26 protein-coding genes and 1 pseudogene are annotated in these 21,938 nt (G+C 68.6%); 16 read left to right on the top strand and 11 right to left on the bottom strand.

Annotation, left to right across the window (positions count from 1 at the left end; all coding sequences use genetic code 11):
- Positions 1 to 72 precede the first annotated feature (72 nt).
- Positions 73 to 777, top strand: a complete 705-nt coding sequence (locus tag QSK10_RS15635) for a hypothetical protein (RefSeq protein ID WP_285663541.1) — start codon at positions 73 to 75, stop codon at positions 775 to 777.
- Positions 778 to 781: 4 nt separating this feature from the next.
- Here the strand turns inward: QSK10_RS15635 and QSK10_RS15630 are convergent, their stop codons facing one another.
- Positions 782 to 2,608, bottom strand: a complete 1,827-nt coding sequence (locus tag QSK10_RS15630) for a hypothetical protein (RefSeq protein WP_285663540.1) — start codon at positions 2,606 to 2,608, stop codon at positions 782 to 784.
- A 224-nt stretch (positions 2,609 to 2,832) separates the two neighbouring features.
- Here QSK10_RS15630 and QSK10_RS15625 point away from each other — a divergent pair, with 224 nt between their 5' ends.
- The 8 genes from QSK10_RS15625 (at position 2,833) to QSK10_RS15590 (ending at position 10,629) form a co-directional block, all read left to right on the top strand.
- On the top strand, positions 2,833 to 3,141 hold the full coding sequence (locus tag QSK10_RS15625; RefSeq protein ID WP_285663539.1) for a hypothetical protein: 309 nt from the start codon (positions 2,833 to 2,835) through the stop codon (positions 3,139 to 3,141).
- 81 nt (positions 3,142 to 3,222) lie between these two features.
- Positions 3,223 to 3,948, top strand: a complete 726-nt coding sequence (locus tag QSK10_RS15620) for a transporter substrate-binding domain-containing protein (protein WP_285663538.1) — start codon at positions 3,223 to 3,225, stop codon at positions 3,946 to 3,948.
- Positions 3,949 to 4,144: 196 nt separating this feature from the next.
- Complete coding sequence (locus QSK10_RS15615; RefSeq protein ID WP_285663537.1) at positions 4,145 to 4,813, top strand: Type 1 glutamine amidotransferase-like domain-containing protein; 669 nt, start codon at positions 4,145 to 4,147, stop codon at positions 4,811 to 4,813.
- 122 nt (positions 4,814 to 4,935) lie between these two features.
- Positions 4,936 to 5,673, top strand: a complete 738-nt coding sequence (locus tag QSK10_RS15610; protein WP_285663536.1) for a class I SAM-dependent methyltransferase — start codon at positions 4,936 to 4,938, stop codon at positions 5,671 to 5,673.
- Positions 5,674 to 5,983: 310 nt separating this feature from the next.
- Entirely contained in the window at positions 5,984 to 6,640 is a 657-nt protein-coding gene (locus QSK10_RS15605; protein WP_285663535.1) for a DddA-like double-stranded DNA deaminase toxin, read from the top strand.
- The gene (locus QSK10_RS15600) at positions 6,630 to 7,061 is read left to right on the top strand and encodes an Imm1 family immunity protein (protein ID WP_285663534.1); all 432 of its coding nucleotides are present in this window, start codon (positions 6,630 to 6,632) and stop codon (positions 7,059 to 7,061) included. Before QSK10_RS15605 ends, QSK10_RS15600 begins: the two co-directional genes overlap by 11 nt.
- Positions 7,062 to 7,489: 428 nt before the next feature.
- Positions 7,490 to 7,882: a hypothetical protein gene (locus QSK10_RS15595; RefSeq protein WP_285663533.1), complete on the top strand. Its 393-nt coding sequence runs from the start codon at positions 7,490 to 7,492 to the stop codon at positions 7,880 to 7,882.
- A gap of 32 nt (positions 7,883 to 7,914) precedes the next feature.
- Positions 7,915 to 10,629, top strand: coding sequence for a tetratricopeptide repeat protein (locus QSK10_RS15590; protein WP_285663532.1), 2,715 nt, complete (start codon positions 7,915 to 7,917; stop codon positions 10,627 to 10,629).
- 638 nt (positions 10,630 to 11,267) lie between these two features.
- Here QSK10_RS15590 and QSK10_RS15585 read toward each other — a convergent pair.
- The 4 genes from QSK10_RS15585 to QSK10_RS15570 all read right to left on the bottom strand — a co-directional run bounded on the left by QSK10_RS15585 (position 11,268) and on the right by QSK10_RS15570 (position 14,568).
- Entirely contained in the window at positions 11,268 to 11,465 is a 198-nt protein-coding gene (locus QSK10_RS15585; protein ID WP_285663531.1) for a hypothetical protein, read from the bottom strand.
- 725 nt (positions 11,466 to 12,190) lie between these two features.
- On the bottom strand, positions 12,191 to 12,694 hold the full coding sequence (locus QSK10_RS15580) for a transposase (protein ID WP_285663530.1): 504 nt from the start codon (positions 12,692 to 12,694) through the stop codon (positions 12,191 to 12,193).
- A 248-nt stretch (positions 12,695 to 12,942) separates the two neighbouring features.
- Positions 12,943 to 13,281 (bottom strand): MerR family transcriptional regulator, encoded by a 339-nt coding sequence (locus tag QSK10_RS15575; RefSeq protein ID WP_285663529.1) that lies wholly within the window; start codon positions 13,279 to 13,281, stop codon positions 12,943 to 12,945.
- Between the two features lie 1,077 nt (positions 13,282 to 14,358).
- The gene (locus tag QSK10_RS15570; RefSeq protein ID WP_285663528.1) at positions 14,359 to 14,568 is read right to left on the bottom strand and encodes a hypothetical protein; all 210 of its coding nucleotides are present in this window, start codon (positions 14,566 to 14,568) and stop codon (positions 14,359 to 14,361) included.
- 20 nt (positions 14,569 to 14,588) lie between these two features.
- Between QSK10_RS15570 and QSK10_RS34285 the strand changes: the two are divergent.
- A pseudogene (locus QSK10_RS34285) lies at positions 14,589 to 14,939 on the top strand (hypothetical protein); the annotation flags it as partial.
- A gap of 43 nt (positions 14,940 to 14,982) precedes the next feature.
- Positions 14,983 to 15,393, top strand: coding sequence for a DUF4158 domain-containing protein (locus QSK10_RS15565; RefSeq protein WP_285663527.1), 411 nt, complete (start codon positions 14,983 to 14,985; stop codon positions 15,391 to 15,393).
- Positions 15,394 to 15,436: 43 nt separating this feature from the next.
- Here the strand turns inward: QSK10_RS15565 and QSK10_RS15560 are convergent, their stop codons facing one another.
- The gene (locus QSK10_RS15560; protein ID WP_285663525.1) at positions 15,437 to 15,616 is read right to left on the bottom strand and encodes a hypothetical protein; all 180 of its coding nucleotides are present in this window, start codon (positions 15,614 to 15,616) and stop codon (positions 15,437 to 15,439) included.
- Between the two features lie 350 nt (positions 15,617 to 15,966).
- Here QSK10_RS15560 and QSK10_RS15555 point away from each other — a divergent pair, with 350 nt between their 5' ends.
- Both QSK10_RS15555 and QSK10_RS15550 read left to right on the top strand, forming a co-directional pair.
- Positions 15,967 to 16,485, top strand: a complete 519-nt coding sequence (locus tag QSK10_RS15555) for a type II toxin-antitoxin system PemK/MazF family toxin (protein ID WP_285663524.1) — start codon at positions 15,967 to 15,969, stop codon at positions 16,483 to 16,485.
- Between the two features lie 144 nt (positions 16,486 to 16,629).
- Positions 16,630 to 17,148, top strand: coding sequence for a type II toxin-antitoxin system PemK/MazF family toxin (locus tag QSK10_RS15550; RefSeq protein WP_285663523.1), 519 nt, complete (start codon positions 16,630 to 16,632; stop codon positions 17,146 to 17,148).
- Here the strand turns inward: QSK10_RS15550 and QSK10_RS15545 are convergent.
- Entirely contained in the window at positions 17,131 to 17,328 is a 198-nt protein-coding gene (locus QSK10_RS15545; RefSeq protein WP_285663522.1) for a DUF397 domain-containing protein, read from the bottom strand. The genes QSK10_RS15550 and QSK10_RS15545 overlap by 18 nt on opposite strands.
- Positions 17,328 to 18,215: a helix-turn-helix domain-containing protein gene (locus QSK10_RS15540; protein ID WP_285663521.1), complete on the bottom strand. Its 888-nt coding sequence runs from the start codon at positions 18,213 to 18,215 to the stop codon at positions 17,328 to 17,330. Before QSK10_RS15540 ends, QSK10_RS15545 begins: the two co-directional genes overlap by 1 nt.
- A gap of 553 nt (positions 18,216 to 18,768) precedes the next feature.
- Between QSK10_RS15540 and QSK10_RS15535 the strand changes: the two genes are divergently transcribed.
- From QSK10_RS15535 to QSK10_RS15525, 3 genes are read left to right on the top strand one after another with little or no spacing between them, the layout of a single operon-like run.
- Entirely contained in the window at positions 18,769 to 18,969 is a 201-nt protein-coding gene (locus QSK10_RS15535) for a hypothetical protein (RefSeq protein ID WP_285663520.1), read from the top strand.
- A 47-nt stretch (positions 18,970 to 19,016) separates the two neighbouring features.
- Positions 19,017 to 19,661: an RNA polymerase sigma factor gene (locus tag QSK10_RS15530; RefSeq protein ID WP_285663519.1), complete on the top strand. Its 645-nt coding sequence runs from the start codon at positions 19,017 to 19,019 to the stop codon at positions 19,659 to 19,661.
- On the top strand, positions 19,658 to 20,083 hold the full coding sequence (locus tag QSK10_RS15525; RefSeq protein WP_285663518.1) for a helix-turn-helix transcriptional regulator: 426 nt from the start codon (positions 19,658 to 19,660) through the stop codon (positions 20,081 to 20,083). The genes QSK10_RS15530 and QSK10_RS15525 overlap by 4 nt, the downstream gene beginning before the upstream one ends.
- A gap of 14 nt (positions 20,084 to 20,097) precedes the next feature.
- Here the strand turns inward: QSK10_RS15525 and QSK10_RS15520 are convergent, their stop codons facing one another.
- The 3 genes from QSK10_RS15520 to QSK10_RS15510 all read right to left on the bottom strand — a co-directional run bounded on the left by QSK10_RS15520 (position 20,098) and on the right by QSK10_RS15510 (position 21,854).
- Positions 20,098 to 20,958 (bottom strand): hypothetical protein, encoded by an 861-nt coding sequence (locus QSK10_RS15520; protein WP_285663517.1) that lies wholly within the window; start codon positions 20,956 to 20,958, stop codon positions 20,098 to 20,100.
- 153 nt (positions 20,959 to 21,111) lie between these two features.
- Positions 21,112 to 21,399, bottom strand: coding sequence for an antibiotic biosynthesis monooxygenase (locus tag QSK10_RS15515; RefSeq protein WP_285663516.1), 288 nt, complete (start codon positions 21,397 to 21,399; stop codon positions 21,112 to 21,114).
- Positions 21,396 to 21,854, bottom strand: coding sequence for a carboxymuconolactone decarboxylase family protein (locus QSK10_RS15510; protein ID WP_285663515.1), 459 nt, complete (start codon positions 21,852 to 21,854; stop codon positions 21,396 to 21,398). Before QSK10_RS15510 ends, QSK10_RS15515 begins: the two co-directional genes overlap by 4 nt.
- Between the last annotated feature and the right edge of the window lie 84 nt (positions 21,855 to 21,938).

Genomic DNA, 21,938 nt, shown 5'->3' with positions numbered 1-21,938 from the left:
AGCCGGACGGCGAGGGCGGCCCGTGCCCACTTCGTCTAGCGTTGCCCCCGGGCGCGAGGACTGGAGGATGCCGTGCAGGACGAGGGGTTCTTCACGGCAATGGCGCGCGAGACGCATCCGGTGGACCTGATGTGCCTGTACCTGCTGCACGGCTCGCTCCAGGAGATCCCCGGCCTGCTGGCCGACCCGGAGACCCTGTCGTTCGAGCACCTCGATCACCGTGTCGGTGACGCCAACCGCTGGAGGCATGACGACGCCGAGACGTTCTCGCTCGCCATCGAGAAGAAAGTCCACGGGCGGCGCTACGGCCTCGAATGCAGGATCTACTTCCTCGCCGGTGAGCCCTATGCCGACGCGGTGATCCCGTACGGCGCGAGCATCGACCTGCCCCGGTTCATGCACCACCTCCGTACGCACTACGCCACGGCCGCACGCGACTGGGACTTCGACGTGTACACCGACGTCGGTGACCTTCGTGAGAGCGTCATCCTGTTCGGCAACCACCGCGAGCTCTGGTTCCAGATCAACCGCGGGCCGATCGTGACCCGCCAGACCAAGCCCGTCCCCCGGGCCAGGCGGAGGCTGGTCACCGGCCGTCTGCAGGGCAACCGGTTCGGCGCGAAGAAACGGGCTCTGGACGCGGGCAACGCCGTCTTCCCCGACCGGCACGACGCCGTCGCGGGCACCTCGCCCGAGGCCCGGGCCTACCGGCGGTATCTGGCCGGGCTGCGCAACCCTCCGCCCCTGCGCGCGCGACGACCAGGCCACCCCGGCTGATCGGCTACATCGTGCCGGTCCAGGCCAGGCAGATCGTGCCGTCGGCGTGGACGGCGACGCTCGGGCCGGTCTGGCGGCGGACGCGCTCGCCGAGCGTCACCGGGTCGCCGAAGGTGCGGCCGAGGTCATGGGAGTTCGAGTAGTTCAGTCTCCCGTCGGTGCCTCGCCAGGCGAGGTGGAGCGTTCCGTCGCGGATGTAGCGAGGTGGCGGGGTGTAGGCCAGTGCCGGGCCGCTGTCGGCATCGCAGCGCTGGTCGAGGATCACCGTGGGCTCGGGGTCGACGTGCGGGCGCAGGACGCGGCTGCTGACGTGGATCCGGTGCTCTGGTTCGAGTCCGGTGAAGGCCAGGTACAGGTTCGTCTCGTCGACCGCGATCGCGGGCGCGGCGTAAGGGTGGGTGCGCTCCTTGTACACGATGTTGGCGGTCTCGTGGAGATCGAAGTCGAACTGGGTAACGCGGATGTTCAAGTTCGAGTCGACCCAGCACACGTACACCCCGGCGACCATCGGGTCGGTGCTGACCGCGATCGCGGGCGCGGAGTCCCGTGGCCCGTCATTGGGGAGCCGGACGCGCCGGGCGAGGGTTCTGCCGTCGCCGGTCCAGCCGACCCAGGGGTGCTCGTCGGACCCGCGCCACGCCACGTACACGCGTGGCCCGAACCAGGCTACCCCGAGGCCGCACGCGCTGCTCTTCTCCCCCGTCCAGAGGGTCTTGGTCGGGCTGATGGCGATGTTGCACTGGAGGTCCAGGCCCGTCCAGCCGACGCCGAGGCTCGTCTGCGAGAACGCCACCGACGGGTGGTTGTAGCTGCGCCCGAAGGTGACCTTGTCGCCGAAGGAGTGCCCCCGGTCGCGGGAGAAGATCAGGTTCATCGAGCCGCCGGGATCGTCCGGCCCGCTGAACAGTGAGCCGATCCAGTCGATGACCGCGCCGATCGCACCGCCGATGAACCCGCCGACGATCGCCACGATCACCCCCACGATGACGCCGCCGGCGATCGCCCCGGCCAGGCTGCCGACGGTGAGTCCGGCGCTGGCACCGATGGCGATGCCGGTGACGGCCCCTACGGCGATGCCGATGGCGGTCCCGTACGCGGCGGCTGCTCCCCCGAAGGCGAAGATGCCGGCGATGTTCATGCCGATCGCCAGCAGCAGCGCCAAGACGTGCAGGAACTTCTCCAGGACGTTGCCGCGGAAGACGTCGGCGAAATCGCAGTCACTGTGCGTCTTCGGCGGTACCGGTGGGAATGTGGCGAAGTTGGGATCGGGGTGCGGGGGTGCCAAGGTCGTGAAGTCCACCGGCGGCACGGTCGGCACCGTGTCGTCCGGGAGCGGATCGGTGCCCGGGGGTATCGGGATCACCAAACCCGCCGGCACCGGGTCGGGTGCCGTCCCGCCTGAAGGCCGTGGCCAGTCATGCCGCTCCCACACGCAGGTGCACGGGCAGCGACCGCGGACCTTGTCCTCGTAGGCGTAGGCCTCCTTCTCCGGGCAGTTCCCGTCACCGGTACGGCTGAACCCGGCGACGATGTACCGCATCGTGTAGTTGATCCGCGCGAACCACCAGTTGGCGGCTTCCTGGATCTGCAGCGCGTGAACCAGCTCGTGCGTCATCACCTGGAACGTGCTGGCATCACACGGCTCGTAGCGCTCCAGATAGATGTCGATGCCGCTCGGGCCGGGCATCGTCAGGCCGCCCTTGTGCGTCGGCTCCAGACTATGAATCGGCGGCAGGCCCTCGTGGAAGCGGATCCGGCTGAAGTCGAGCGTCGGGAACATCCGCCGGAACTCGTCCATCAGGCACTTGGGCGGCTCGAACTGTGTGGGCATGGAGCACCCCCGTGATCCCCCGGTGACAAACCACTCTCAATCGCCATATTGCCCCGATGGGCGACGGCGGGCAGGAGCGGTTCGGGCAGCTCAAAGGGCAGAAGGGGGCCTCGGCGGACCGGACGCCTTACGCCCGCCGCGCCGCGCGGCGTCCGGCTCGCGTGCGCGCCTGTGATGCCGACGTGCACACTGACGCTTTCCCCATCGAGCGAAGGACCAAAGCCGTGCCCGAACGACCCGAGATCGTCTGCGTCTGCGGCTCCATCCGCTTCGCCGAGCAGATGCGTGCGGCCAACCGCGACCTGACCTTCGCGGGCATCATCGTCCTCGCACCCGGCGAGGCGGGCGAAGCGGGCGAGCCGATCACCGGCGAGCAGAAGGCGGCGCTGGACGCCCTGCACCTGCGCAAGATCGACCTGGCCGACCGGGTCCTGGTCGTCAACCCCGGCGGGTACATCGGCGAGTCCACCAGCAGGGAGATCGCCTACGCCCAGGCAGCGGGCAAGCCGGTCTCGTTCACCCATCCCGCCTGACCGCCAGACGCCTCCTGGCCCCGCCGCGGACCCGAAGTTCGACACCGGATTGTCGCGGCAAGATCGGCTACTCTCGCGCGCATGACGACCACCGCCATCGCGCGCGACCTGGCCCCGACGGGCATCCTGCGGGCCTCGATCAACCTGGGCAACCCCCTCCTGGCGCAGGGAACACCGGAAGCGCCCTCCGGGGTCACCGTCGACATCGCCCGGGAGGTCGCCGCGCGGCTCGGCCTCGATCTGGAGCTCCTCTGCTTCGACGCGGCGCTCAAGTCCTTCGACGCGATGGCCGCGGGCCTGGCCGACCTCTGCTTCCTCGCCGTGGAACCGGCTCGCGAGGCCGAAGTAGCCTTCACCGCGCCCTACGCGGTCATCGAGGGCGTGTACGTGGTCGCCGAGGACTCGCCGCTGTCCTCTCCCGCCGACGTCGACGCCCCGGGTGTGCGCATCGGGGTGAAGGAGGGTTCGGCCTACGACCTGTTCTTGACCCGGACCCTGCGCAACGCGACGATCGTGCGCGGAGAGGAAGGCGTCGACCTGTTCCTCGCCGAGAAGCTCGACGCGGGCGCGGGCATCCGCCAGCCGGCCACCGCCTTCGCTGAGGCGACGCCCGGTGTGCGGGTCATCGACGAGCGCTTCATGGAGATCCGGCAGGCGGTCGGGACGACCATTGGCCGCGAACCGGAGACGGTGGCGTTCCTGCGCGGCCTGGTAGAGGAGCTGAAGGCGAGCGGCTTCATCGCCGAGTCGCTGCGCCGGTCGGGGCAGACGGGCGCGCGGGTCGCGGCGGCGGAGGAGCCGCGGTGACGGACCTCGCAGGACGGGTCGCCTTCTAGGACGGCGCGGCGGCGAAGACGTTCCCCACCTGCTGGGGCACGCTTCGATGAGCCACATTAACGGCATCACGCCAGCACTACGGGCGAACACTTGTGCGAGTCGGTATGTCGTGATTGACTCACCTGCCGGAAGAACCCGGCGGCACTCGATGGACAAGGACGACGCGATGAAGCTTCTCCTCACCTCCGGCGGCGTGAGCAACCAGAGCATCCGCGACGCTCTCGCCGACATGCTGGGCAAGCCGATCGAAGAGGCGACGGCCTTGTGCGTCCCCACCGCGATGTACGGCATGTACCCCCGCACGGCGGTCATGACGTGGCGGCAGATCGCCGGGCAGACGTCGACTCCCATGGTCGAGCTCGGCTGGAAGTCGGTGGGGATGCTGGAGCTGACCGCGCTGCCCAGTATCGGCGCCGACAACTGGGTCCCCTTGGTCCGGGAGACCGACGCGCTGCTGGTCTGTGGCGGCGATGTGCTCTACCTCGACCACTGGATGCGCAAGTCGGGCCTGGCCGAGCTGCTCCCGTCCCTCACCGAGACGGTCTATGTGGGACTGAGCGCCGGCAGCATGGTGATGGCCCCACACGTCGGCGAGGAGTTCGTCGGCTGGAAACCATCCGGTGGCGGCGACAGCGCCCTCGGCATGGTCGACTTCTCGATCTTCCCGCACCTGGACAATCCCATGTGCCCGGAGAACACCATGGCCGACGCCGAGAAATGGGCCGAACGCGTCCCGGTACCCGGCTACGCCCTCGATGATGAGTCGGCCATCACCGTCGTCGACGGCACCATCGCGGTCGTCTCCGAAGGACACTGGCGGCACTTCGAGGGGTGACGTCAACGCCGGTCGGTGGTCACAGCCACCGCGCACCCGGCATGTGCATCCGCTGCGGCACAACCGATGCAGCCGGTCACTAACCAGTGGCCTGCCCCGTGGTGGCCGGTTAGCATCCGCTGGTGCTGCACGCCGAGTTCCGCGACCCTCTGCTGGTGACCGTCTACGACGCCGAGTGCCCATGGACACGCGAGGACGACTTCTTCCTCGCCGAAGTCTCACAGACTCCGCAGGCGCGGGTCCTCGACCTCGGATGCGGCACCGGACGCCTCGCCCTGGGCCTGTCCGCGGCCGGTCACACCGTCACCGGCGTCGACCCCGCTCGCGCCTCCTTGGTGGCCGCCCGCGCCAAGCCCGGCGCCGACCGGGTGACGTGGCTGGAGGGCACCTCACGCGACCTACCCGAAGCCGCCTTCGACGTGACGGTCATGACCAGCCACGTCGCGCAGTTCTTCGTCACCGACGACGAGCTCGCCCAGGCACTCACCGACCTGCGGCGTGCCCTGGTGTCGGGCGGACGCCTGGTCTTCGACACTCGCGATCCCGCCGCGCGGCGCTGGGAGAAGTGGAACCCCGTCGACTCCCGCCGCACGATCACGCTCCCCGACGGCACAGTCATCACCGCCTGGACCGAAGTCACCGCCGTCGCCGATAGCGCGGTCACCTTCACCCACCACTACGTCTTCCCCGACGGGCCGGAGCTGGAGAGCACCGCGACCCTGCGATTCCACACGGAGAAAGAGGTCCGGGAAGCCCTGCACACCGCAGGATTCGGCGTCGAGGACATCTTCGGCGGCTGGGAACGAGAGCCGGTCGGCCACAGTGACGGTGAGCTGCTCGTCATCGCCCGCGCCCTTTGAGTGGCGGTGGGATCACTGCTCGGCCTGCACCACCGGCATGGCCCGCCGTAGGTCTTGGCTCCGTCTGGCCAACATGCGGCCAGGCGCATCCCTGGGCCGGCGCCATCAGCCTTCCGGGCCCCAGTACTCGTGGTGACTGCGGCTCTCGCTTTTCAACCAGAGGTGGCGATACCGTCACCTCCGGCTGTCGGTGGAGGGGAGACGCGGGGTGTGGTCGTCCGGTGATGTCATCAAGGCGCTAGGAGCCGTGCAGGAGTTGATCAGGGAGTCGCGAGCGATAGCGAGACGGGCAGCCGACAAGTACGGAGACATGTACGGTCAGCTCGCCTTAGCGTTCGGCGAGTCGGTGAACCCCAAAGCGACCGCCGCCCTCGGTGAGGTCGGGGAGGCCGCCGAGCGGATCCGTGAAGCCGACGCCGACGCACGAGGCGCCATCGATGTGATCGGCGAGTACATCGAGGTCGTCAAGGGCGACATCTCCGGCGCCGGCTCGACACCAACGAACTCGGCGAGTTCAGCAGGCAGCAGGTTCGATCCCGCAGCACATCTGCGAGACATGCCGACATTTCCCGGCACCGACAACAAAACCCACGGGCGGGCACTCAGCAACGGCGGCAAGGTTGAACCGATCATCAGCGGCGAGCTTGACCCCAAAACCCGCGAGTACGACCCGCGATACGTCGAGGGCGTGAAACTCGCTAGGCGCTTGGGGAAGATCCCACCGAAAGGCAAACTCACCGCGGCCGGAGATGTCGAACTCAAGTGGGCCTTGCAGATGCGCAAAGATGGCGTGAAGCGTTCGCTGGTCACGATCAACAACCCCAAGGGGCCGTGTCAGGGTGAGCTCTCATGCGACGCACTCTTACCCATATGGCTCGACCAGGATTCGGAGCTGACGGTGTGCTGGTGCGACGACCAGGGACGTGACCAGTCCAAGACGTATGTGGGGGAACCCGATGAACACTGAACCCGGTCTCGGCGACTACGTTGACTTCTTCGTGCCAGGTGATGAAGGTCCCCGCCGCGTGAGCAGCGTCGAGGGCATGAATGAAGCACTTGACGCGCTCATAGCCACGTCAAACGGCACGCCCGCCAGGCTGTACCACCGCGCTCGACCTACCCTCCCCGCCGGTGGCGTCGACCATGAACTCCAGGTCGCTGTGGATGCCGGCCGCTCCGTCGGTGCCTTGCGGTTCGGCGCCAACGGGACATGGTTCACCAAAGGCACCACACCACCGAAGGGTCTGGCGGCGGCCGGGGCGATCTACGACTACCCCCAAGATGCCGAGGTGCCACTTGATGACGTGCGGGCGGCCTTGGCGGAGTTCTTCGAAACCCACGAACTCCCCACCGTTATCGCATGGCAGGAGGACACGGCCGACTTCTAAGAGGGCGTTATGTGATTTGTTGCCCCGGTTTATGGTTTGTTTCGGGGTGAGGCAGAGTAAGGTTCCGGTCATTTACGGTGCCCGGCACGGTTGTGGGTCGTTAGGACTGTCGTGAGTGGACGGCCTGCGTATCCGAGTGATCTGACCGATGAGCAGTGGGCGGTGATCGGGCCGTTCCTAGCCGCGTGGAAGGCCCGGCATCCGTCGGTGTCGAGGCATCGCGGGCACTATGAGCTGTCCCACCGTGGGCGGTGATCTCGCAATTGGCTGGGAGCCAGTCGGGCGGGCACCGGCACAATGGCGCGGTTGCAGGGATTCCGTTCATGGGGCGTGGTGTCCACAATGGTGGGATGACGAGGTCGGGGGTGCGGTCGTGGTGGCCGCTGGTCGTGGGGTTGTCGGTTGGTGTGGTGGCGGTTGGTGCGGGGGTGTGGCTGCTGGTTCGGGCGGGTTTGGAGGACGCCGATCGGTGGGCCAGTGTCGTGGGGGTGTTTCTGAATCTGGCCGGGGTTGCGATCGCGGCCTGGGGTGTGGTGTGGGCCAGGCGGGCGGTGAAGGCCCCCGTCGCACCCGTGCCGGTGCGGGTGCCGGGGTCTGGTGTGGTCAATGAGGTGAAGGGTGGCCGGGCCGGGTCCCTGGTCCAGGCTCGTGTGGTGGATCTGTCCGGGAACATCGCGCCTGCGGGGGGCCAGGTTGCCCCGGGTGGGGTGTCCAACCGGGTGGAGGACACCGATGTGGAGGGGCTGCAGATCCAGGGCGAGGTGGTGCGCGGGCCGCTGCCCCCGGCCGGTGATGGCTCGGTGGACGGGCGGTGGTCGTGACCGGCGCGGCCGGTGCGGGTGGGTGGCAGGTGGTGAACACCGTCTCCGGCAGCATCGTGATCGGCGCGGTGGTCCAGGGGCAGACCGTTCATGTGACGCTTCCGGCGAAGGTGCCCACGGCGCTGGGGGGTCTGCCGCGGGCGGCGGGAGTGTTCACCGGCCGCAGCAGCGACCTGGATGCGCTGCTGGGAATGCTCGCCCCGAACGGGCCGGGTGGGAGGCTGCTGGTCTCGGCGGTGGCCGGGATGGCCGGGGTCGGTAAGACCGAGCTGGTGGTCCAGGCCGCCCACCACGCGCTGAGGCAGGGCTGGTTCGGCGGCGGGGTGCTGTTCGTCGATCTGGCCGGCTACGACCCCGAACGGCGTAGGTCACCCGCCGATGCCCTGGGCGGGTGGCTGGGGGCGCTGGGGGTGCCCGGTGAGCACATCCCGGCATCGCAGGACGATCGGGCCCGGTTGTGGCGCACGATCATCGCAGCGCACGCGGCCGGGGACAAACCGATCCTGGTGGTCGTCGACAACGCCGCCGACACCGGCCAGGTCACCCCGCTGCTGCCGGGCGAGGAATCGATTCCGGTGCTGGTGACCTCCCGCCACGTCCTGGACCTGGACGCGCACGTCCACCGCCTGGACGTCCTGGACACCGAACCGGCGATCACGCTGATCACCGAGCTGATCGCGCTGCGCTGCGGGCCTGGTGATGCCCGCCTGCATGATGCGGCCCATCGTGGTGGGTTCGTGGAGTTGGCGGGGTTGTGTGCGGGACTGCCGCTGGCATTGCGGATCATCGCCGCCCTCCTGGCCGACCGCCCCCACCTGACTCCCGCAGCGCTCGCGGCGAGGCTGCGCGATGAACACGGCCGCCTGGATCAGCTGGTCCGCCGCGAGACCAGCGGTGACGTCGCCGTCCGCGCCGCCTTCGACCTGTCCTACCAGCGCCTGCCCCCAGCCCAGGCGCGCATGTTCCGGCTGCTGCCGGCCAATCCCGGCCCCACCATCGCCACCACCGCCGCAGCCCACCTCGCCGGGATACCCGAAGCCCAGGCCGAGGCGCTGCTGGCCGACCTGCACCGCGCGCACCTGGTTGAGGAACCCGCCCTCGGGCGCTGGCGCCTGCACGACCTGTTGCGCTTGCACGCCGGCGTGCAAGCCCCGGACCCGGCAGACCCCGGCGAGGCCGCCACCGCACACCAGCGGCTCCTCGACCACTACCTGACCACCACCAAGACTGCCGACACCCACATGGCCATCCTGACCCCACATCAACGGCCCGACACTTTCCGCGACCGGAACCATGCCCTGGCCTGGCTGGACGCCGAAGCCGCAAACCTCACCGCCGCCACCCAGCACGCAGCCGACAACGGCGACCACCACACCACCACAGCATTCACCTTCGCCCTCACCCGGTACCTGCACCACCGGCGCCGCTTCAACGACGCCATCACCCTCACCCGACACGCCCTGGCCGCCACCCACGCACTCGGCAACCGCCGCGGTCAAGGGGCGGCGTTGAGCAACCTCGGGCTCGCGCTGCAGGAGGTACGGCGCTTCGACGAAGCCATCACCTCCCACGAAGCTGGTCTGGCGATCCGCCGAGAACTCGGCGATCACCACAGCGAAGGGACGGCGCTCAACAACCTCGGGCTCGCGCTGCGGGAAGTGCGGCGCTTCGACGAGGCCATCACCTCCCACCAGCAGGCCGTAGAGATCTATCAGGACCTCGGCGACCGCGACGGCGAAGGCCAGGCGCTGAACAACCTCGGGCTCGCGCTGCGGGAAGTGCGGCGCTTCGACGAGGCCATCACCTCCTACCAGCATGCCGTAGAGATCTATCAGGACCTCGGCGACCGCCACGGCGAAGGGGCGGCGCTGAACAACCTCGGGCTGGCACTGCGGGAAGTGCGGCGCTTCGACGAGGCCATCAGCTCCCACGAAGGTGGTCTGGCGATCTGCCGAGAGCTCGGCGACCGCCACGGCGAGGGGATGGCGCTGAACAACCTCGGGGCTGCGCTGCAAGTGGTACGGCGCTTCAACGAGGCCATCACCTCCCACGAAGCTGGTCTGGCGATCTGCCGAGAGCTCGGCGACCGCCACGGCGAAGGCCAGGCGCTGAACAACCTCGGGGCTGCGCTGCAAGCGGTACGGCGCTTCAACGAGGCCATCACCTCCCACCAGCACGCCGCAGAGATCTATCAGGACCTCGGCGACCGCCACGGCGAAGGGACGGCGCTGAACAACCTCGGGAACGCGCTGCGGGCGGTGCGGCGCTTCGACGAGGCCATCACCTCCTACCAGCAGGCCGTAGAGAACTATCAGGACCTCGGCGACCGCCACCGCGAAGGCCAGGCGCTGAACAACCTCGGGCTCGCACTGCGGGCGGTGCGGCGCTTCGACGAGGCCATCACCTCCCACGAAGGTGGTCTGGCGATCTGCCGAGAACTCGGCGACCGCCACGGCGAGGGGATAGCGCTGAACAACCTCGGGCTCGCGCTGCGGGAGGTGCGGCGCTTCGACGAGGCCATCACCTCCTACCAGCAGGCCGTAGAGATCTATCAGGACCTCGGCGACCGCCACCGCGAAGGCCAGGCGCTGAACAACCTCGGGCTCGCGCTGCGGGCGGTGGGGCGTGATGGGGAGGCTCGGCAGTGCTGGGCGGAGGCGCTGAGGGCATTTGCCGAGACCGGTGACGGCTGGAGCATCGCCAGGCTTGAGGAGTTCCTTGCCTGGCTTGGTGCTCCAGGACAGTAAGAGCCTGGCTCTAGCAGGTGCCGGAGCGCCCGTACCCGGCGGCGACCAGGTCCGCCACCACTCATCTACGTAAGGCCGACAACGGCATTTCCACCGATGTCCTCGCGGTGCCCACACGGTTCGAGGACGCCAACAGGCGGCCGATCACGGCCCCACTTGCCCCGACACACCCGCTCCAGCCACGAAAGTGACTACTGATAACGCGTGCCCGGCCGCCCCCAGCCCCTGGGTTGCCGTAACCGCGACAGCAGGCCTGTGTGGCCTCACGCCCACTGTGGGGTCGTCGGTTGACCAGCACCACGCACACGGTTGAACGGTTGAACGGTTGACCTTATCTCGGTTCGTGCTGGGTTTCAGGTGGTGTTCGGGAACCAGGAGGTGGTGGCGTATCAGGTGGAGGCCGTTGCCGGTGCTGATGGGGCATTCCACCAGGCCGATGTGTGTGTGCCGGTGACGCGGTCGCGGTACCAGGCCAGGAGCCTTGCGGGCCGGGGAGTGGTGAGGTCGAGGTCCCAGGCCCGCACACCGAGGGTCATCATCGGCGGTTGCGTCGGCGGGGATGTCGCGACCATGGTGGGCAGGTCGGCTACGCGGGCGTGGTGGTTCCCGCATGTCCATGTGGTGCGGGTCGAGTCCCATCAGGTCGCCTCGTGTTCCCACCAGCAGCGCCCGGGGACGGTGGCGCGCAGGCGGTCGGCGAGTATCCGCGCGGCACTCTCGCTGGTGCAGGTGAGCGTGGTTTGGGCATGCAGGCTGGTGTGTTCGACGTCCCAGCCGGAGTCGGAGCCGGTTCGGCCTATGGTGATGGTGTGGCCGCCGCCGGTGGTGTGCCACATGACCATCGGTCGCCGCGCCGGGTCGGGAGTGGTGTTTCCGGATCAGCACCCGCCCATGACCGCACACATGTTCGCCCCGGGCGTGTGGGATCACGCCCCGGCATAGGCACCTGCCAGGCTAAACGGTCGGCCGGGCATGAACAGAACGACACCCGCCGCCACCTCGCGCGGACTCCCCGCACTTGCCTACAGGGCACTCCCCGCCTCTGGCGACCTGACGGCCGCGGTTCGGCCTCCGCTTCGCAGAGCAGGCGAGGCAGTAGTTGCCATCACCGGGCATGGTCACCGCCTTGACCTGGGATTTCGATGGATCATGTGAAAACGCTGGGTCCGTATTTGGTGCGGGCCAGTTCCAGGTTGCGGCGGCATGCCTCGTCCAGGACGAAAGTCTGGTGACGGGTGAGGGTGTTGGGGTGGCGGGTGAGCCAGCGGGTCAACTCTCGGATCGACGGCGGTGCCGGCTCGGGTTCTGTCGTTTCGCTGCCGCGCAGCGGGTGCAGGAATCTGCCGGCGCTGCGGCTCGACCCTTGATAGCCGATCGGCAGGTAGGCGGTGAGGCTGCTGTGCGGCGGGCTGGGGTTGACTCCAAGAGCTCGTTGACGTCGGCGCTGGCGGCGTATTTGCGGACCGTCTTGCGATCCAGGCCGAGCTCGGTGCTGATCACGGTGATGGTCCACCCCAGATCGGCCAGGTGACGCACCGCGGTGAATCGGCGATGGACGCCTTCAGCCCGGCGTCCGTTGGGGGACGGCCAGGTCGACGATCTCGCGGTCGTCACACGGCCACAGGCGGGCATGGGCGCGGCGGACGACTTTCTCGACAGCGGTGCTGAGGTTGTTCCACAAGTGCCACCGGTCGGCGACCTGGAGGGGCTTCGGAGCGCCGCGGACAGCGCCTTCGGCATAGCATCCGGCGCGGTCTCGGCAGATCACCTGGACTCCGCGTCGCTTGGACGGCCAGGCGGCGAAGGAGTCGGTGGAGCGCTCCGGGAGGACGTCGATGGGGCGACGGGCGGTGACATCGACCAGGATCGTGGCATACGTGTGGCCCTTGCGCAGTGCGGACTCGTCCACGCCGAGCGCCCGGGGTGTTTGATGCTGCGGGTCGGGCAGCGCCCGGATCAAGCGCAGCTGGCTGTCCCTGGATGCGCTCATCGCCAGGCCGAAGGCGAGCCTGGCACCGGCCCGGCCGCCCGGCGGCAACGCGATCCGGGTCAGTGCATCGCGCAACGGCCGCTGCGCCTGCCGCGCGACTGTCAGCCCCTCGATCTGCTCGGCGAAGGTGACCCTCGCACAAGCGGCCTCGCCGCCCGCCGGGCGTGATCGGGTAGGGGCTTGAGGAGTGCCTGCGGTGGCGAGCGCTGTTATGTGCGAGGGCGTGGGCGGTGTCGGTGCCCGGTTGTCGTGCCGGTTGCGGGGACCGGGTGGCCTGTGGAAGGGCGGGGCCCGGTCTCCCGCGGGCGGATGCCGTTGGGGGCTCAGCCGGTGCCGGCCTCGCGTTCGGCGTTGATGCGCTGGGCTTCGGCGAGCTGGTCTTCGAGGATGATGATCCGGCAGGCCGCCTCTAGCGGGGTGCCCTGGTCGACGAGCTCGCGTGCCCGCTCGGCCAGGCGCAGCTGGTAGCGGGAGTAGCGGCGATGCCCTCCGCTGGAGCGTTGCGGGGTGATGAGGTTGGCGGTGTCCAGGCTTCGCAGGAAGGCCTGGGTGACGCCGACGAGTTCTGCGGCCCGGCCCATGGTGTAGGCGGGGTAGTCGTCGTCATCGAGTTTGTCGCTGGTGCTTGCCCCGGGGGGCGTGGTGTGTGCTGGTTGTCCCATAGAACCTTCCCGAAACGGGTGAGGGGCCCCGGCGCGGAGCGCGCCGGGGCCCGGAATCGTTCGAACGCCATCTCACCGGCGGATACCAGCCGGTGCGCGTGCCGCACCTCGTGGGTGTCGGGCGCGATCGCGTAGTCGTGACCGCGGACCACCTTCGAAGCGGTGGTGCCGCGATGTCCGCGCGGCGAATATCTCAGCGGGCGCGGGCGATCTGACGATGGCGTTGGAACTCCTTTCCTGAAATCACTGAACTCGCACGGCCCTGCTCGCTGACCGCCTTGGCCCGGGCGACGCCCGAACCGGTACCTCTGCTTTCTGTCGAGCGGCCTGGAATTACGCCACCCCTAGTCACCGGCCACGAACCTGGCGACGCGCCCGGCCGTAACCCGCATGACACTTGCCACTTCGTCGAACACTTTCCGGAAATCCACTTCCGCGGCCACCGGTCGTGACCGCTGGCAGAGCCACCGTCCGAAGCCCCTTGCACTTACCGGCCTCGATCCGCCTGACCTGCCAGTTCACACTTCCGGGCAACTAGTCTCTGCTGCCCCGCATGGACTCTCTTGCTCTCCAACGAGAGAAAAGGTAGCACGACCTGAAACCAATGTCTACCGCGGCCGCTGAAGATTTTCGAACGCGTCCCCTGGAGACCCGGCGCACCGCACCGCCTCGTCGGCGCCACTGGCGAGACCTGGACACCGATCGCCTCCAGGCCCGGCGCGAGGTCTTCCCCGCCCCCTCGCGCGGACTTCCCGCCTTGCAAGCCGGGGCTTGGTCACCGGCTCGGCCTGGGATCACGATGGATCATGTGGCAGCGCTGGGCCGGTATCGGTTGCCGGCATGGGTCGGTGTGACCCTCGCGGATTGCCTGGCGGCCGTCCTTAGCCGCCCTACGCGCCTCAACCCGATCGAGAGGCTGGTCCACACGTCACCATCGCCTTGAGCCTCCTGCCCGGTGACCGCGTGACGCGTGCTGTGGCTGAGAGCCCGACGCTGTCGGGGATCTTGCGCTTCCCGAGATGAGAGGCATGGCGACGTCGATGGGGACTGCCATGCCTCCCAGCGTGTTCATGCAGCTCAGTGGCGCGCCTGGTGGCTCAGTTCAACCTCGCGCTGGAACGCATCAAGGCCGCCGGCCTGGTCAACCCCGCGGACGGCAGCGACTCCACCCACATCGTCGCCGCGGTCGGCGACCTCACGCGCCTGGAGCTGGTCACCGAGGCCATGCGCGCCGCCCTGGAAGAACTTGCACGCCATGGCACCGCAGGAGCTGATCGCGCTGGTCACCGGGGAATGGGGACAGCGATATGGGCGCGCGGCCAGGTTCAGGAAGAACCCCACCCGTCCCAAGTACACCGGCGACGACACCTACCTACTGCTGCGCTGCGCCGCACGGTTCCTTCCCGAGCCGGATCGACTGGCAGCGCCAAGAGGCGATCTGCCCGCAAGGCAAGGTCGGCCGCGAGTGGCTGACCCCGCCCTCGATCGCACCGCTGGCCGGAGTGAAGTTCTCCAAACGCGATTGTGGCCAGTGCCCGATCAAATCCGCCCGCACTCGGGCCGGCACCCGCCAGATCACCTTCCCACCGCGTCCGTTGTTCGAACCCCAGGCCCATGCCCGAGCCGAACAACAGACCCGGGCATGGGCGACGCACTACGCGATGCGCGCAGGTGTCGAGAGCACCATCAGCGAGCTCGTCCATGGCCACGGCATGCGCCTCGGCGACCGACCGCCTCGCAGGGGGTTTCTCGACCGGCAGGGCATCCCAGGCCACGATCATGGCGCGCAACCGGATAGCCCCAAAGATCCCCGACGGCGTCAGACACCTAGACGCCGAGCGGCATCTCGTTGGCAATAAGACGGGGGCTACTCGACTCGGGCCTGCTCTGCTGCTGAAGTTCTATTCGTCGCGTGGTCGTTTCCCGCAGAAGTCGCGGGATCTGCCGCCCCTGATCGTGGAGTTCGTCGCTCGTCAGATGCAAGTAGAGCCGGCTGAACGTGGCCTCTACGAGTGGACTGGGCGAACTAACCGCTTCCACAAGGCGCAGATCCGGGACCACCTCGGGTTTCGGGAGTGCACGGTGGAATACGCGGACAAGGCCACGCTGTAGTCGGCGGCCGAGGGCTAATGGATCGCAGGGCCGCCGCTGACGGCTAGCAGCAGCCGTCGCCACCCCAGGGTTCACATCCGCACGTGCCGGTCGCCCAGTCAAACCCGCACCGGTAGAGGTCGCAGCCCCAGCATTGGTACTTCGCACAACCGGCCGCGGTCGCGGTGGCCTTTGGGACGAACAGGCCGACCATCCGGTCGGCGATCGCGTTCAGTGCCTTCATCAGACCTCCTGAATACAGGATCGTGTGGTCACGTTCTCCAGGCGAGGCTAGCTGATTTGAGGAGCGGAAGTTGCCCCATGCTCGGCGACCTTTTACCCCGGCTCACCTGGTCCGACCATTCATGATCACGAGTGAGTTCTGGCCCCACCTCCCCTGTGCATCGCCGATGGCGACAGTGGACACAGGGTCTGTCCAGGCTTGGCGAATGAGTCGGCGACTCACCGCTGCGATGCGGCTGATGCGCACCGGTCGGTTGCACCACGCCCCGTCCCGGGGCTGAGACGTTTTGCTCCATGCCAGGTTGGCGGATGCATGATGCGCTCCGACTCGACTGGCCTGAACATGAGCCCATGTTCTCCAGATTCAGCGAGACCGCCGGCGTCGTCGGCGCGGTGCTCGCCCTCGCGGCCGTGGTCCTTGGAGTCCTGTGGGTGAGCGGCAACTCCCGCCGCTCCCATCTGCTGCCTCACCCGCCCGATCCGACGTGGGCCGACCGCCCGGCGCCCGGGGAGATCTGGTGGGCCAGGGTCGCCTTCCGCGACGGCACGGGCTACAAGGACCGGCCCTGCCTGATCATCAGAACCCACGCCGACCACGTCGTCGCTTTACCCGTCACCAGCCGCGACTACGGCTATGACGCCAGGTACCAGGAGATCTACCAGACCAGGGACTGGGACAAGCGGGCCAAGAGCAACAGCTACGTCAAGCTCACCGAGCGGGTGGACCTCACGTCCGAGGACGTGCTCCGGCGGGCGGGGGTGTGCAGTCGGCGGACGTGGGCGGTGGTTCAGGAGAGGCACAAGACGGGCTGGGTCGTGGATGTGGTCCGCAGGCCGCGTCGGTCGGTCCGGTCCCCGTTCAAGCCGTGAGGCCTGGGCGCCGGCAACATCCACGCGGTTGCCGCTCACACGGCTAGGCGCACAAACCGGGCCGAGCAACCAGGGCGCGGAGCGAACCATCTCGATCATTCTTTGCATGATGCGCCGCACCTCCTCCAGCGTGAGCATCGAGGAATGGACGAAAGCGCTCCCACAAGCTGGATCTGTTTGGCGGTCCAGTTCGGCGCCATAGCCATCAGCGTCGCGGTGGCCTGGCTCCGCCGCGCCCCTCATCGGCAGGTGCTGCTGCCTCACCCACCCGACCTCACCTGGTACGCCCATCCGGCACCCGGTGAGATCTGGTGGGCGCGGGTCGGATTCCGTAACAGCACGGGTTACAAGGACCGGCCCTGCCTGATCATCCGCACTCACGCCGACCATGTCGTGGCCTTACCCATGACCAGCCGCGACCGCCGCCACGATCGGGGCTATCAGGAGGTCTACCGGACCCAGGACTGGGATCCTCGCGCCCGAGGCAACAGCTTCGTCAACCTCAGGGAATACGTCGTCCTCACCCCGGGAGGACTACTCAAGTGCGCCGGAATGTGCAGCCGACGCACCTGGGCGGTCGTTCAGTCCCGGCACCCCACAGGCTGGATCATTGAAGAACCACGCTTGCGCCTCTGGCCAGGGCGGTCACCGTTCAAGTCGTGAGGCCTTCAGGTCGGCGACCAGGCCCCGCCAGCACGCAGTGCTGACCTCGAAGTGTCCAGTGTGCCGAGACTTGCTGTCGCGGACGGCGACCAGTCCTTCGAGGGAACCCGAGACCTCCACGCAGTTGCTGCTCGCGCCGGTACTCGCCGTCGCCTTACGCCAAGCTCGGAAGTCCGCCATCAATCACCACTCCCCGATCGCGTCGCGAGATCATCTGCCATGGTAGCCAGCAGGGTGGCCGCTTTCACCGGGTCCAGACACGCCGATTCGAGTCGGCGGAACAGCTCGGCGTAGGGCCTTACCGCTTCGGCCTCGGTGGTCACGTGATCGATCATCTCCGTGTCGATCGCCAGGGTGTCGGGGTCTCCACTGTCGTACGTGTAGATGACGGCCGGTGACCTGGGCAGCCAGTAGTCGCGGAGATCCGCCTCCAGCGGGAGAATCCGCACGGTGATGCGGTCGCCGTCGACGTACTGGATGAGGTGCCGGAGCTGACGGGCCATCACCGCGGGCGGTGCCGATAGACGCCGGATGGCGCCCTCCTCGATCAGCGCCGTGTAGCGCGGCCCGTTCTGGCGGGCGAGCATTCGCTGTCGCACTAGGCGGGCATCGATCATCTTCGGCGGGAGGCTCCGGACTCCATCGGCGTCCGCCACGGTCAGTTCGTCCCAGCTCCACCGGAAGGTGATGTACTCCCGCAGCTGGAGCAGCCCTGGGATCACGTGGATCTGGTACTCCGTGATCGTCTTCGCGCCCCACTCCAGGTTGGCGTACATCGCTTGGCGTGTACCGATCTCCGGCAGGTAGTCGTCCCACCAGCCGCGCTCGCGCGCTTGGGTGGCCATCTCGACGAGCTCCTCCCAGCGGTCGCCGGTGATGTTCAAGGCCGCGAGGTAGTCCATGACCATCGCCATGTCCGGGCGCGTGGTGGCGCGTTCCAGGCGGGTGACGGTGGGGACGCTCTGGTGGATCTTCTTGGCGAGCTGGGCGGCGGTGACGTGTGCCCGGGCTCGTTCGGCGCGGAGTTCGGTGGCGAGGCGGCGGTGGCGGACGAGTGGGCTCGGCATTGCTGCTCCTTTTCGGCAGTCGTCCGGCGTCGGGTCGCCGGGTGCTTTTCGGGTCGTGATGAAACAGGGGTACTTTCACGCACCCCGGTTGTTTCACGACGATAGCTCGACTGTTTTGCCTGGTAGACGACGTGATTCAGACTGGAAAATACCCGAGGGCGTTCTTGAAGTCACCCCCTGTGGCGACCAATGTGGAACCTGATCAGCACGACGGGTCCGGCAATTTCGATCCGTTTCGATCGCGTGTCCATGAGGGGTGGGATCCGCAAATGGAAGAACTCCGCAAGAGGTACTCCGCGCGTGTCGAGCGGGCGCTTCGCGTCCTGCGCACCAGGCACACCCGGCCCGAGCGGATGCGTTGGGCCGCGCGGATCGCCGGCGAGGTCTATCTGGTCGAGGTCGTGGCCGAGCATGCCGCGGACGGGGTTCCGCCCGTGGGGTCGGGTTACGCGCGCTGTGACTGGTGTGGGCGGGACAACGCGCCGCGGCCTTGTGCCGATGTGGTGCGGGCGTGGCGGCTGGCTCAGCTCGGGCGTGAGCCGAGGAGGCGGCCGTGACGGTCGACATTCTCGCCGCGCTGCGGCGGGCCGACGCCGAGAGTCTGTGGCGCACCGAGTCCGACCACGGGCCGTTCGGCGGCGCCTGCGTCCTTTGTGGAACCGCGCATCCGTGTCAGCTGCTGCGGGCGGTCCGGCTGATCAATGACCGGGATCCCGATACCGGGTCCACTCCCCCTGCCGTGCCAGAGATCTAGCGCATCACCGGTCCACCTCGTCTTCTCTCACAGGAATGTGGTTCGCCATGCTCACTCGCACACCCACCCGACGGATCACCCGCAGGCCGTCACCGCCGCCGACCGTCCGCCGCCCGCACGGTGTGGTTGCTCCCCCGGTCGCCGAGGCCGGGCCGCCCGAGGCGTTCCTGCGGGCGATCGGCGGGGACCGGGAGGCCTTCGCCGGGATCTACCGGGACAACCATGTCGTGGTGCGGCGGGTAATCCTGTCCAGGCTCGGCCAGGCCGATCGGGGTCTCACCGAGGACTTCGTCCAGGAGGTCTTCGCGCGGGCGTGGAAGAACATCCGACTGCTGCGCTGGAGGGGTCGCGACATCGCCACGTGGCTGGTCACGATCGCCTGCAATCTCGTGCGCGATCACTGGAAGCGGGCCGCGGCGCGTGAGGTGCTGGGTGCCGACGTCGTGGACGCCCCCGACCGGTTCTTCGACGCGCCCGAGGACGCGGCGATCTCGGCGGCGTCGCGGCCGGAGCTCGTGGCGGCGCTGGCCGCGCTGCCCCACCGTCAGCGGCAGTGTGTGACGCACAGGTTCGTCCATGACCACTCGGTCGCCGAGACCGCGCGGGTCCTGGGGATCACGGCGGCCAATGTGAAGGTGACGACGCATCGGGCTCTGGAGCGCCTGGCGCGGCTGCTGGGAGGCGATCGATGAGCGCGCTGGATCCGCGCAAGCATCATCTCGCCGGGGACAGGCGGCTGCCGTTGCTGGCCCGGAACTGGGACCGGGTGGCGCGCGAGGCCGCCGCCGTCGCCGAGGGCTATCGCGGCCTGAGCATCGACGGCGACGCCCTCGATCGGCTCAAGGCCGCGATCACCAAGGCCGTGCGGTTGCAGGCGGACCTCGCCGCGCATCCGGGCGCGCGTCCCGGCGACCCGATCGCCGCTCTCACCGAGGCACAGCGGCGCGTCCTCAAACTCCTCGCGGAGGGTTTGACGAAAGCGGAGATCGGTGCGGAGATGGGCGTCGGCGAGTCGACCGTGAAGTCTCATACGGCCGAGGTGTATCGGGCGCTACGGGCACGCAACGCCCCGGACGCCGTGGCGATCGCGCTGCGCACGGGCCTGCTCAACTGACAACCGCCGCCGTTTCAGGACCAGACGGAACCCGGCCTGCTCGGTAGTGCCGGACCCGATGCGGTCGGCGGACGTGGGCCTCCGCCTTTCAGCTGCAGCGCCCAGTCCTTGTACTGCGAGGCGCACTCGGCGGCGTTGCAGCCGACCGACTGGACCGACGCGGTGGCCTTCCCGCCGCGGAACAGGCCGTTGTGGCTGGTGACGGTCACCGTCCAGGGCACCGGATCGCCGCCGGGGTAGCAGTAGATGTTGACGCCGTTTTGGCCGCTGATGATCACGCGTCCGACCCGCTGGGACAGCACGACCTCGACGGCGGCGAACTCCACGGTGGACGCGCACGAGGCGGTGCCGGAGACGGTGGCGCCGCCGGCGTGGTCGAAGTAGCCGACCGAGTTCACCGTGGACGTCACGACCGGCGGTTCCGGCGCGACCTCGGCCGTCAGGCGCAGCTGCCCGCCGAGGCTGCTGCCGCAGCAGGCGGCGACCTCGATGTAGTAGGTGACACCGGCCTGGGCGTCGAAGCGCAGGGACCGCTCCTGGCAGGCGAGGAACGTGCCTGGGCCGGGTGTTCCGGCGAAGAGGTTGAGGCCGGTGTTGTAGTCGCTGCCGGAGGCGTCGACGACCACGCGCTCATCGGTGGCGAGGGTGAGGGTGTACCAGACGTTGGCTCCGGCGTCGGCGCTCGTGCAGCCGCCGTAGGGCACGTAGGTCGCCTCGGTGGTGTTCTGGACGGCCACCGCCGGTAGTGGACCGATGGGCAGCGCTCCGGCGGGCTCGTCGTTGCCGGGCGGGGCGGCCGAGGCGGGCTGGGCGGTGAGGATGACCGCGAGCGCGGTGAGGACGGCGAGTACGGACGCTGCGGCATGGCGCGGCATGTGCGCCTCCCAACGGTGTGGGGAACGGTTTTCCTCACTCTCAGACGGTGCCCGGCTCGGGCACAGTGCCGAAGGTCCCGGTGGGGATACTCCGGCCGTCCGGCCCATGTTTGAGGCCGGGGGCATGATGCCCCCGGCCTCACGGTCGGGTCGCTAGCGCCGGTCGATGAGTTCGGCGTTGCGGGCGGTGGCCTCGCGGGTGAGGGCCATGGCCGCGGCGGCCTCGGGCCCGCCGGCGAGGGGGAAGGCCGCCGCCATCGCCGGCAGGCTCTCCCATTCCCAGGTGTCGGTGTAGGTGCCGTCCTCGTTGCGCAGGAGCCTGGCGTCGAGCAGCCCGGTGTGGGCGGCGCGGATCGTGGCGATCAGGGTGGCCCGGCGGGCGATGAACTCGTCGAGGTCTGCGGGTTCGACGGTGTAGGTGTGGATGCGGTAGACGCTCACCACTTGCCGCCCGCCTGCTGACGCGTGGGCGCGTTCAGCCGGTTGAAGAGGTTGGTGACGGCGATGTTGAGCAGCAGGACGGCCAGCTCCTCCTGGTCGAAGTGCTTGGCGGCGGTGTCCCACACGGTGTCGGGGACGGCGTCGGGCTGGTCGGCCATGCGGGTGACGGCCTCGGTGAGGGCCAGCGCGGAGCGCTCGGCGTCGCTGAAGTAGGGCGTCTCGCGCCAGGCGGCCACGGCGTCGACCTGGTCGTCGGTGGCGCCGTGCTGGCGGGACTGCTTGGCGCCGCTGGACACACACGGCGCGCAGTTGTTGATCTGGCTGGCGCGCAGGTGGGTCAGGCCCAGCAGCTTGGGGTCGAGGCCGCCGTTGTTGACGGCCTTGATGACGCCCATCAGGCCCTGCATCGCGGCGGGGACCAGTGCGGCGGGGTTCGGCATGCGCTCAGTGGACATCTCGTTCCTCATCCTTCAGGTGTGTTTCGCGTTCGGTCTTGCGTAAGACCGATGGGACCACCCGGCGGTGGTGATCGGCGCGGT

Source organism: Actinorhabdospora filicis (assembly GCF_030269765.1).
GTDB classification, from domain to species: domain Bacteria; phylum Actinomycetota; class Actinomycetes; order Mycobacteriales; family Micromonosporaceae; genus Actinorhabdospora; species Actinorhabdospora filicis.
This window is presented reverse-complemented; position numbering and strand designations above follow the sequence as displayed.